Raw genomic sequence first — 10,888 nt, forward strand, 5'->3', positions numbered from 1 at the left:
TTTGCCTACTTTTGCCCGCGTGCAAAAGTAGGTCGCCGTAAAGGCGAAAAGGTGACTATATGTCGACATCATCTACGAATGCGCATAAAGGATACAAAACCGACACTATAAAACCCGAACCCAACCCGAACCCAACCCGAAATCACTCCCGCCCCCATGGTCTAGTCTGAAACTACCGGATCCGAGCCCACCCCTCTGAGAAAAACGAGCACCCGGACCGGAAAAACCATTGGAGTCCCTGGGAGGTGCCCTCATGAGCCTGCTGCTTGAGCCCTACACCCTGCGTCAATTGACCCTGCCCAACCGTATCGCCGTATCCCCCATGTGCCAGTACTCCGCCATGGACGGCCTGGCCAACGACTGGCACCTGGTCCACCTGGGCAGCCGCGCCGTCGGCGGCGCTGGCCTGGTGATCACCGAAGCCGTCGCGGTAACCCCCGACGGTCGCATCACCGCCGAAGACCTCGGCTTGTGGCATGACGAGCAGATCAAACCGCTGCAACGCATCACCCGCTTCATCACCGCCCAAGGCGCCGTCCCCGGCATCCAGCTGGCCCATGCGGGGCGCAAGGCCAGCACCCATCGCCCATGGCTGGGCCAGCACGGTAGCGTCAAGCCCGAAGACGGCGGCTGGCAACCGGTGGGGCCGTCGAAAATCGCCTTCGACCCCGAACACACGCCACCGCAGGAGCTGAGCCAAGACGAGATCCAGGGAGTCGTCAACGCTTTCGTGTCAGCCACCGAACGCGCCTTGAAAGCAGGCTTCAAGGTGGTGGAAATCCATGCGGCCCATGGCTACCTGCTGCATCAGTTCCTCTCGCCACTGAGCAACCAGCGCCGCGACAGCTACGGCAGTTGTTTCGAGAACCGCATCCGCCTGACCCTGCAGGTTACCGAGGCGGTACGCAAGGCATGGCCCCAGGAGTTGCCGCTGTTCGTGCGGGTGTCGGCCACCGACTGGGTTGAAGACGGCTGGAACCCCGACGAAACCGTCGAACTGGCGCGCCGCCTGCGCGGCCTGGGCGTCGACCTGATCGACGTTTCCTCCGGAGGTACTTCGGTCAATGCCGAGATCCCCACCGGCCCTGGCTACCAGACCCGCTTTGCCGAGCGTGTACGCAAGGAGTCGGAAATCGCCACCGGCACTGTCGGCATGATTACCGAGCCCGCTCAGGCCGAGCATATCCTGCGTACCGGCCAGGCCGATGTGATCTTCCTCGCCCGGGAACTGTTGCGCGATCCATATTGGCCGCTGCACGCCGATGATGACCTCGGCGGCAACAAGGCCACCTGGCCGGCCCAGTACCAGCGGGCCACCAGCCGAGCCAACCCGATCCACGAGTCGGACCTTCGCGACTGATTCCGCGGCAGACCGGAGGACTGAAAGCGTAGGAGCAACATCCGGATGCAAATGCGTTAAGCGAGGATTCAGCGAGTGGGCCTACCCTGATTCCCTCACCCTCAGGAGATATGCCAGATGAACACTCGCGGTCTGCTCGATCAATTGCTCAGATCCGGTCAGTCGCTGTTGCAGGAGCATCAAGGCAAGCGCACCAGTGACAAGGGCACGGCAGGCCTGGGCAGCCTGCTTTCCGGTGCCGGTGGTGGCGCCCTGGCGGCCGGAGCCATGGGACTACTACTGGGCAGCAAGCAAGCGCGCAAGTACGGCGGCAAGGCCCTCGCCTATGGTGGCCTGGCCGCGCTTGGTGTGCTGGCCTACAAGGCCTATGGCAATTGGCAGGCACGCCAGGGCGAGGGCAATCGTGAACCTCAGACCCTCGACCGCCTGCCACCGGCCCAGGCCGAGCAGCATAGCCAGGCGGTATTGCGGGCGCTGGTGGCGGCGGCCAAGTCCGATGGCCATATCGATGAGCGTGAACGGGCGTTGATCGAAGGCGAGTTCACCCGCTTGGACAGCGATCGCGAGTTGCAGCACTGGCTGCATGCCGAGCTGAACAAACCACTGGACCCGGTCGAGGTGGCCCGCGCCGCGCAGACCCCAGAGATGGCCGCCGAGATGTACCTGGCCAGCGTGATGATGGTCGACCAGGAAAACTTCATGGAGCGCGCTTACCTCGATGAGTTGGCCCGTCAGTTGCGCCTCGATCCGGTTTTGCGCCAGGAGCTGGAGAACCAGGTCCGGCTTGCCGGGGGTCAATGAACCGGCTTTTGGCCATTCCAGCAGGCAGGGACGCCTGAATCCCGTAGCATTCAGCCGCGATTGCACAACAAGCCTGGGCTATACTTCGGCGATTTTTCCCGCTCGTATCGAATTCCTGAGGGCTGAATGTGAAGAACTGGACCTTGCGCCAACGGATCCTGGCAAGTTTCGCCGTGATCATCGCCATCATGCTGCTGATGATCGTGGCCGCCTACTCGCGGCTGGTGGCGATCGAGTCCAGCGAGGAGGCGGTCGGGTCCGACAGCATTCCTGGCCTCTACTACAGCTCGATGATCCGTAGCGCCTGGGTCGACAGCTATGTCACCAGCCAGCAGTTGGTGGGCCTGTCCAACCACCGCGAATTCACCACTGCCGACCAGCAGTTGTTCGACAGCTTCGACGATCGACTCAAGAAGCACATGGCCAGTTACCAGGCGACCATTCGCGAGGCCAGTGACCAGGCTGCCTTCGACGAATTCACCCGCTTGGAAGAGGCCTACGTCAAGCTCGTCGACCAGGTGCTGGCCACCTACCAGCAAAAAAACTATGCCGAGGCCCAGCGCCTGATCGCCGAGGTGCTCACCCCGGCCTGGAAGGAAGGGCGCCAGCACCTGAACGAGGTGATCGAGCGCAACCGTGAGTCCGCCGATGCCGCGACCAACGAAATCGTCGGTGCCGTGACCACGGCCAAGGGCAGCATGATCGTCTCGCTGCTGCTGGCGATCGTGGCGGCCGGCGTATGTGGCCTGCTGCTGATGCGCGCGATTACCGCGCCCATGCAGCGTATCGTGCATGCCTTGGACCGCCTGCGTTCGGGCGACCTGAGCATGCGCCTGAGCCTGGACCGCAAGGATGAGTTCGGCGCCATCGAGGGCGGTTTCAACGAGATGGCCGAGTCGTTGGCCAACCTGGTGTCCCAGGCCCAGCGTTCGTCGGTGCAGGTGACCACCTCGGTCACCGAGATCGCCGCCACCTCCAAGCAGCAACAGGCCACCGCCACCGAAACCGCCGCCACCACCACCGAAATTGGCGCCACTTCGCGGGAAATCGCCGCGACTTCCCGCGACCTGGTGCGTACCATGACCGAGGTCACCAGCGCCGCCGACCAGGCCTCGAGCCTCGCCGGTTCCGGCCAGCAGGGGCTGGCGCGTATGGAGGAGACCATGCACCAGGTGATGGGCGCCGCCGACCTGGTCAATGCCAAGCTGGCGATCCTCAACGAGAAGGCCAGCAACATCACCCAGATGGTGGTCACCATCGTCAAGGTGGCCGACCAGACCAACCTGCTGTCGCTCAATGCCGCCATTGAGGCGGAGAAAGCCGGCGAGTATGGCCGTGGTTTCGCCGTGGTCGCCACCGAGGTACGTCGCCTGGCCGACCAGACCGCGGTGGCCACCTACGACATCGAGCAGATGGTGCGCGAGATCCAGTCGGCGGTGTCGGCCGGGGTGATGGGCATGGACAAGTTCTCCGAGGAGGTGCGCCGAGGCATGTTCGAGGTGCAGCAGGTGGGTGAACAACTGAGCCAGATCATTCACCAGGTCCAGGCGTTGGCGCCGCGGGTGCTGATGGTCAACGAAGGCATGCAGGCCCAGGCCACTGGCGCGGAGCAGATCAACCAGGCGCTGGCCCAGCTCAGCGACGCCAGCACCCAGACCGTGGAATCGCTGCGCCAGGCGAGCTTTGCCATCGATGAACTGAGCCAGGTGGCGGCGGGCCTGCGCGGTGGTGTGTCGCGGTTCAAAGTCTGACGGCGATGAACGACTTGCCCGCCCACGCGCCCCAAGCCTCGGCTGACCATGGTGTGCTGTACCTGCAGTTTCGCATCGCCGACCAGCGCTTTGCCCTGGATGCACGCGAGGTGATCGAGGTACTGCCGCGCCGCGCCCTCAAACCCATTGCCCAGGCGCCGGCCTGGGTGGCCGGTGTGCTCGCCCATCGTGGCGCGTTGATACCGGTGATCGACCTCTCGGCGCTGAGTTTCGGTGTGCCGGCGGCGGACCGCAGTAGCACACGCCTGGTCCTGGTGCACTATCGCCAAGGCTTGCAGCTGGGGCTGATCCTGGAACAAGCCACCGACACCCTGCGCTGCGACCCCGAGGAGTTCCAGCCCTATGGCCTGGACAACGGCGAGGCCCGTTACCTGGGGCCGGTGCGCCAGGATGCGCGGGGCTTGCTGCAGCGTATCCGAGTGGACGACCTGCTCAGCGACGACGTGCAGGCGTTGTTGTACCCGGCCGAGCCTGGGCAGGTGCCCGCATGAACGAACAACGCTTTTTCCGGTTCTTGCAAGAGCGCATCGGACTGGACGTGGAGTCGGTCGGCGCGCCCATGATCGAGCGTGCCTTGCGTCAGCGCTGCACGCTGCTGCAGGCCGACGACCTGGATGACTACTGGCTGCGCTTGCAGCAGTCGGGCGAAGAGCAGCAGGCGCTGATCGAGGCGGTCATCGTCCCGGAGACCTGGTTCTTCCGCTATCCTGAATCCTTTACCGCCCTGGCCGGGCTGGCCCACAAGCGCGTGGCCGAATTGGCCGGCACGCGGCCGCTGCGTATCCTCAGCCTGCCGTGCTCGACCGGCGAGGAGCCCTACTCGATCGCCATGGCGCTGCTCGATGCGGGGATCAACCCGGGTGCGTTTCGCATCGACGGCATCGACATCAGCCCCAGCTCGGTGGCCAAAGGCGAGCAAGGGGTGTATGGGCGCAATTCCTTCCGCGGCACTGACCTGGCGTTTCGCGAGCGCTACTTCAGCGAGGCCGGTGAGGCTCATCGCCTTGCCGAGCGGGTGCGCCAGCAGGTCAGCCTGCAGGTGGGCAATGTGCTCGACCCACTGCTCAAGGGCCGCGAAGGCCTGTATGACTTTGTGTTCTGCCGCAACCTGCTGATCTATTTCGATGTGCCGACCCAACAGCGGGTGTTCGAGGTGCTCAAGCACCTGACCCAGGCCCAGGGCGTGCTGTTCATCGGGCCTGCCGAAGGCAGCCTGCTGGCGCGCCTGGGCATGCGTCCGCTGGGTATTGCCCAGTCGTTCGCCTATGTGCGCCAGGACAACCCGCCAGTACCTGCGCCGCTCAGCAAACCGCTGCCTGTTGCGCGCCAACCTGCGTCGGCGAGCCCGCCGCCGCGGCTCGTGGCGCTGCCGCCACGGGCGCCGCTACCTCGCCCCACGGTGCCGGCGAAACCCGCAGCGACCGAAGGCGAGGCGCAGTTGCTGGCGACTATCGCTCGCCATGCCAATGCCGGCGACAGCGCGCAGGCCCGCGAGGGCTGCGAGCGCTACCTGCGCCACTTTGCCCCCAAGGCACAGATCTTCTATTGGCTGGGGTTGCTCAGCGACACCCAGGGCGAAGTCGCCCAGGCCATCACCCATTACCGCAAGGCCCTGTACCTCGAACCCCAGCACCCTGAAGCCCTGGTGCACCTGGCCGCGCTGCTGGCCTCGCAAGGGGACGAGGTGGGCGCCCGGCGTCTGCAGGAACGTGCGGCGCGGGCGGGCAGGGAGTCTGAACGATGAGTTACGACATGCAACTGATCGCCCACGATGACCAGGCAATCGACGACTGCTGGAATCGCATTGGCGTGCATGGCGACAAGCAGTGCCCATTGCTCGAGCGGCATGTGCATTGCCGCAACTGCGAAGTCTATGCCGATGCTGCAACGCGCTTGCTGGACCGCTATGCGCTGTTGCAGGAGGATGAGATCGCGGCGCCAGCGACGGTGCAGGTTGTCGTCGGTCGCTCGCTGCTGTTGTTCCGCCTGGGGGAGGAGTGGTTGGCCCTGGCCACCGCCTGCCTGAGCGAAATTTCCCCCCTGCAATCGGTGCACTCCCTGCCGCACCAGCGTTCACGGGTATTGCAGGGGGTGGCCAATGTGCGTGGGGCCTTGGTGCCCTGCCTGTCGCTAGCCGATCTGCTCGGCTTGCCGGCCGAAGCTCATGCACAGCGCGATGGCCGGGCCATGCCGCGGATGCTGATCCTTGCCGCGGAGGGCGGGCCGGTGGTGGTGGCGGTGGATGAGATCGACGGCATCCACCGCCTCGACCTCGCCGGCCAGGAAAATGGCCGCGACGCCGCGCATTTCACCACGGCTGTGTTGCAGTGGCGTGGGCGCAGCGTGCGCGTGCTGGATGAACAACAGCTGATGTCAGCCGTGAAGCGGAGCCTGTCATGACCCCGGAGCAAATGCGCGACGCCTCGCTGCTCGAGCTGTTCAGCCTGGAGGCCGAGGCACAGACCCAGGTGCTCAGCGCGGGCCTGATGGCGCTGGAGCGCAACCCGGCCCAGCCCGACCAGCTCGAAGCCTGCATGCGCGCGGCGCATTCCCTCAAGGGCGCGGCACGTATCGTCGGCATCGATGCCGGGGTGAGCGTTGCCCACGTGATGGAGGACTGTCTGGTGGCGGCCCAGGAGGGGCGCCTGCTGCTGCGTGCGGAACATATCGATGTCCTGCTGCAGGGCACCGATCTGTTGATGCGCATCGCCACGCCGGGCGACCCGGCTGGCGAGGCGATGGTCCCGGCGTTTCTGGCGCAGATGGCGGCGGTGCTTGACCCGGCGACGGCAGTGGTGATGGCGCCGCTGCAGCAGCCTGTCGCGCCGCTGCCGCTCGAGCCCATCGTCATGCCCGCTGTACCCAGCGAGCCGGAGCCCGAGCCCGAAACTGCCGCTGCGCGTAAAGTGGGCAAGCGTGGTGGCGACGGCGGCGAGCGGGTGCTGCGGGTGACCGCCGATCGCCTCAACAGCTTGCTCGACCTGTCGAGCAAGTCGCTGGTCGAGACCCAGCGCTTGAAACCCTACCTGGCTACCTTGCAGCGCCTCAAACGTATGCACGGGCAGGGCATGCGCGCCCTGGACGGCCTCAAGAGCCAACTGGAGGACAGCGGCCAGGGCCCGGAAGTGCTCGAGGCCCTGGCCCAGACCCAGCAACTTTTGGCTGAAACCCAGCAGATCCTGCTGCAGCAGGCTGCCGATCTGGACGAGTTCGGTTGGCAGGCCAGCCAGCGCGCGCAGTTGCTGTATGACACCGCATTGGCGTGCCGCATGCGCCCGTTCGCCGACGTGCTGGCCGGGCAGAGTCGCATGGTCCGTGACCTCGGCCGTTCCTTGGGCAAGCCGGTGCGGCTGGTGATCGAGGGCGAGAAAACCCAGGTCGACCGCGATGTGCTGGAGAAACTCGAAGCACCGCTGACCCACCTGCTGCGCAATGCCGTCGACCACGGCATCGAACTGCCCGAGCGCCGGCTGCTGGCGGGCAAGCCCAGCGAGGGCACGGTACGCCTACGCGCTTCGCACCAGGCCGGCCTGTTGATCCTGGAACTGGCCGATGATGGCGCCGGCATCGACCTTGAGCGCTTGCGCCAGAGCATCGTCGAGCGGGCGCTGTCGCCGGCCGAGACCGTGGCACAGATGAGCGAGGCCGAACTGCTGACGTTCCTGTTCCTGCCGGGCTTCAGCCTGCGCGACACGGTGACCGAGGTGTCCGGCCGTGGCGTTGGCCTGGATGCCGTGCAGCACATGGTTCGCGAGCTGCGCGGCTCGATCGAGCTGACCCAGGTCGCGGGGCAAGGTTGCTGCTTCCACCTCGAAGTGCCCTTGACCCTGTCGGTGGTGCGCAGCCTGGTGGTGGAGGTCGGTGGCGAGGCCTATGCCTTCCCGCTCGCGCATATCGAACGCACCGTCGAGGTTCCGGCCGAGGCTATCGTGCAGATCGAAGGACGCCAGCATTTCTGGCACGACGAGCGACATATCGGTCTGGTGGCCGCTAGCCAACTGCTCAACCGGCCAGCCACCCCGGGTGATGAACAGAGCCTGCGAGTGGTGGTGATTCGTGAACGTGACCAGCTCTATGGGGTGGCGGTGGAGCGCCTGATCGGCGAACGGGTGCTGGTGGTGATGCCGCTCGACCCGCGCCTGGGCAAGGTCCAGGACATTTCCTCCGGGGCCTTGCTCGATGATGGCTCGGTGGTGCTGATCATCGATGTCGAGGACCTGCTACGCTCTGTCGACAAGCTGCTCAGCACCGGCCGCCTGGAGCGTATCGAGCGTGGTAGCCGCAGTGGCAAGGGTGCTGCGCGCAAGCGCATCCTGGTGGTCGACGACTCGCTCACGGTACGCGAACTGCAACGCAAGCTGCTGGGTAACCGTGGCTACGACGTGGCCGTGGCGGTGGATGGCATGGACGGTTGGAACGCGCTGCGCAGCGACGATTTCGACTTGCTGATCACCGATATCGACATGCCGCGCATGGACGGCATCGAACTGGTCACCCTCGTGCGCCGCGACCAGCGCTTGCAGTCGTTGCCGGTGATGGTGGTGTCCTACAAGGACCGCGAGGAAGACCGCCGCCGTGGCCTGGATGCCGGCGCCGACTATTATCTGGCCAAGGCCAGCTTCCACGATGATGCGTTGCTGGACGCGGTGGTGGAACTGATCGGAGGTGCTCAGGGATGAAGATCGCCATCGTCAACGACATGCCCATGGCCGTGGAGGCCTTGCGTCGGGCGTTGGCCTTCGAACCGGCCCATGAGGTGCTGTGGATCGCCGGCAATGGCGCCGAGGCGGTGCAGCGCTGCGCCGAACAGACGCCGGATTTGATCCTCATGGATCTGATCATGCCGGTGATGGATGGCGTCGAGGCCACTCGGCGGATCATGGCCGAGACCCCGTGCGCCATCGTCATTGTCACGGTAGACCGCAAGCAGAACGTGCACCGGGTGTTCGAGGCCATGGGCCACGGCGCCCTGGACGTGGTCGACACCCCGGCGCTGGGGGCCGGGGATGCCCGCGAAGCCGCGGCCCCGTTGCTGCGCAAGATCCTCAATATCGGTTGGCTGATCGGCCAGCAGCGGCCTAGCGCGCCGCGTGCGGTCGCCGTCCCGCTGCGCGACGTCTCGCAGCGGCGGGCCCTGGTGGCCATTGGCTCTTCCGCGGGGGGGCCGGCAGCCCTGGAGGTATTGCTCAAAGGGGTGCCGCACGATTTCCCGGCGGCCATCGTGCTGGTCCAGCATGTTGACCAGGTGTTTGCCGCCGGCATGGCTGAATGGCTCAGCTCGGCATCCGGCCTGCCGGTGCGCCTGGCGCGCCAAGGCGAGCCGCCGCAGCCGGGGCAGGTGCTGCTGGCAGGCACCAACCACCACATCCGCCTGCTGAAGAACGGCGAACTGGCCTACACTGCCGAACCTGTCAACGAAATCTACCGGCCCTCGATCGATGTGTTCTTCGAGAGCGTGGCGCGTTACTGGTCGGGTGACGCGGTGGGCGTGCTGCTCACTGGCATGGGCCGCGATGGCGCCCAGGGCCTGAAGCTGATGCGCGAGCGGGGCTTCCTGACCATCGCCCAGGACCAGCAGAGCAGCGCGGTGTACGGCATGCCCAAGGCCGCCGCGGCGATCCACGCGGCGGTGGAGATCCGCCCCTTGGAGCGTATTGCCGGGCGGCTGATGGAAATCTTTTCGAAATGACGATATGTATTGAGTCACGCCGCCGCTGCGGCAGTGATCGGGTGACTACGGATGAATGATCTACCAATCGAAGGTTTTACGACCATCAACGAAAGTGCGGCGATGGTCCTGCTGGTAGACGATCAGGCGATGATCGGCGAAGCGGTGCGTCGTGGCCTGGCCCACGAGGAGAACATCGACTTCCACTTTTGCGCCGACCCACACCAGGCGGTGGCCCAGGCCATGCGCATCAAGCCCACGGTGATTCTTCAGGACCTGATCATGCCCGGTCTGGACGGCCTGACGCTGGTGCGCGAGTACCGTAACAACCCGGCCACCCAGGATATCCCGATCATCGTGCTGTCGACCAAGGAAGACCCGCTGGTCAAGAGCGCTGCGTTCGCCGCCGGGGCCAACGATTACCTGGTCAAGTTGCCCGACACCATCGAGTTGGTGGCGCGTATCCGCTACCACTCGCGCTCTTACCTGACCTTGCTGCAGCGTGATGAGGCGTACCGGGCTTTGCGTGTGAGCCAGCAGCAGTTGCTCGACACCAACCTGATGCTGCAGCGGTTGATGAACTCGGATGGGCTCACGGGGTTGTCCAATCGCCGTCACTTCGATGAGTACCTGGAGCTGGAATGGCGCCGGGCGATGCGTGAACAGCAGCAGTTGTCGTTGCTGATGGTCGATGTGGATTTTTTCAAGGCGTTCAATGACAGTTTCGGCCATTTGGCTGGTGACGAGGCCTTGCGCCAGGTGGCCGAGGCGATCCGTGGCTGCTGTTCGCGGCCCACTGACCTGCCGGCGCGCTATGGTGGCGAGGAGTTCGCCCTGGTGTTGCCGAATACCTCGCCGGGTGGTGCGCGGTTGATTGCCGAGAAGCTGCGTCAGACCATCATGGGGTTGAACATCGCCCACACGGCGCCCGAGATGGCCTCGCACCTGACCGTGAGCATTGGCTTGGCGACCCTTACACCGAGTGTGGGCAGCCATTGCCGGCAACTTATCTCGGCGGCGGACAAAGGGCTGTACCTGGCCAAGAACAATGGGCGTAATCAGGTTGGGATTGCCTAAGTGTGTTCCCGCAGGGGCTTGAAGTTTTACAGCCTGTATTCATCCTGCGCGAGCCGGCTTACCGGTAAGAGGAAATGACGGGCCGAGACTAAGAGCCAAATTTCTTTGCTCTTTGCTCTTTGCTCTTTGCTCTTTGCTCTTGTTTTTGCTTTTGCTTTTGCTTCTAAGCGCGCGATAGTTCAGGCGACACAAATTGCGACTTCAGGAGGC

9 protein-coding genes are annotated in these 10,888 nt (G+C 64.9%); all 9 read left to right on the forward strand.

Annotated elements, in window-relative coordinates:
• Positions 1-253: 253 nt before the first annotated feature.
• The 9 genes from ACODS5_RS24290 to ACODS5_RS24330 all read left to right on the forward strand — a co-directional run bounded on the left by ACODS5_RS24290 (position 254) and on the right by ACODS5_RS24330 (position 10,678).
• Positions 254-1,360 (forward strand): NADH:flavin oxidoreductase/NADH oxidase, encoded by a 1,107-nt coding sequence (locus tag ACODS5_RS24290; protein ID WP_489109850.1) that lies wholly within the window; start codon positions 254-256, stop codon positions 1,358-1,360.
• Between the two features lie 117 nt (positions 1,361-1,477).
• Positions 1,478-2,161: a tellurite resistance TerB family protein gene (locus tag ACODS5_RS24295; protein ID WP_134689582.1), complete on the forward strand. Its 684-nt coding sequence runs from the start codon at positions 1,478-1,480 to the stop codon at positions 2,159-2,161.
• Between the two features lie 128 nt (positions 2,162-2,289).
• Positions 2,290-3,912 (forward strand): methyl-accepting chemotaxis protein, encoded by a 1,623-nt coding sequence (locus ACODS5_RS24300; protein WP_134689581.1) that lies wholly within the window; start codon positions 2,290-2,292, stop codon positions 3,910-3,912.
• 5 nt (positions 3,913-3,917) lie between these two features.
• On the forward strand, positions 3,918-4,424 hold the full coding sequence (locus tag ACODS5_RS24305) for a chemotaxis protein CheW (RefSeq protein WP_489109851.1): 507 nt from the start codon (positions 3,918-3,920) through the stop codon (positions 4,422-4,424).
• Positions 4,421-5,677: a CheR family methyltransferase gene (locus ACODS5_RS24310; protein WP_489109852.1), complete on the forward strand. Its 1,257-nt coding sequence runs from the start codon at positions 4,421-4,423 to the stop codon at positions 5,675-5,677. The genes ACODS5_RS24305 and ACODS5_RS24310 overlap by 4 nt, the downstream gene beginning before the upstream one ends.
• 8 nt (positions 5,678-5,685) lie before the next feature.
• Positions 5,686-6,333, forward strand: a complete 648-nt coding sequence (locus ACODS5_RS24315; protein WP_489109856.1) for a chemotaxis protein CheW — start codon at positions 5,686-5,688, stop codon at positions 6,331-6,333.
• On the forward strand, positions 6,330-8,612 hold the full coding sequence (locus ACODS5_RS24320; protein ID WP_489109853.1) for a hybrid sensor histidine kinase/response regulator: 2,283 nt from the start codon (positions 6,330-6,332) through the stop codon (positions 8,610-8,612). The genes ACODS5_RS24315 and ACODS5_RS24320 overlap by 4 nt, the downstream gene beginning before the upstream one ends.
• Entirely contained in the window at positions 8,609-9,622 is a 1,014-nt protein-coding gene (locus tag ACODS5_RS24325; protein WP_489109854.1) for a chemotaxis response regulator protein-glutamate methylesterase, read from the forward strand. The genes ACODS5_RS24320 and ACODS5_RS24325 overlap by 4 nt, the downstream gene beginning before the upstream one ends.
• Before the next feature lie 51 nt (positions 9,623-9,673).
• On the forward strand, positions 9,674-10,678 hold the full coding sequence (locus ACODS5_RS24330) for a diguanylate cyclase (RefSeq protein WP_489109855.1): 1,005 nt from the start codon (positions 9,674-9,676) through the stop codon (positions 10,676-10,678).
• Positions 10,679-10,888 lie beyond the last annotated feature (210 nt).

The organism is Pseudomonas sp. FG47 (genome assembly GCF_057809115.1).

Excerpts from the sequence above, each read along its gene's own strand:
- ACODS5_RS24315 (WP_489109856.1), top strand. The coding sequence starts at position 5,686 with ATGCAACTGATCGCCCACGATGACCAGGCAATCGACGACTGCTGGAAT.
- ACODS5_RS24310 (WP_489109852.1), top strand. The coding sequence starts at position 4,421 with ATGAACGAACAACGCTTTTTCCGGTTCTTGCAAGAGCGCATCGGACTG.
- ACODS5_RS24305 (WP_489109851.1), top strand. The coding sequence starts at position 3,918 with ATGAACGACTTGCCCGCCCACGCGCCCCAAGCCTCGGCTGACCATGGT.
- ACODS5_RS24325 (WP_489109854.1), top strand. The coding sequence starts at position 8,609 with ATGAAGATCGCCATCGTCAACGACATGCCCATGGCCGTGGAGGCCTTG.
- ACODS5_RS24320 (WP_489109853.1), top strand. The coding sequence starts at position 6,330 with ATGACCCCGGAGCAAATGCGCGACGCCTCGCTGCTCGAGCTGTTCAGC.
- ACODS5_RS24290 (WP_489109850.1), top strand. The coding sequence starts at position 254 with ATGAGCCTGCTGCTTGAGCCCTACACCCTGCGTCAATTGACCCTGCCC.
- ACODS5_RS24295 (WP_134689582.1), top strand. The coding sequence starts at position 1,478 with ATGAACACTCGCGGTCTGCTCGATCAATTGCTCAGATCCGGTCAGTCG.
- ACODS5_RS24330 (WP_489109855.1), top strand. The coding sequence starts at position 9,674 with ATGAATGATCTACCAATCGAAGGTTTTACGACCATCAACGAAAGTGCG.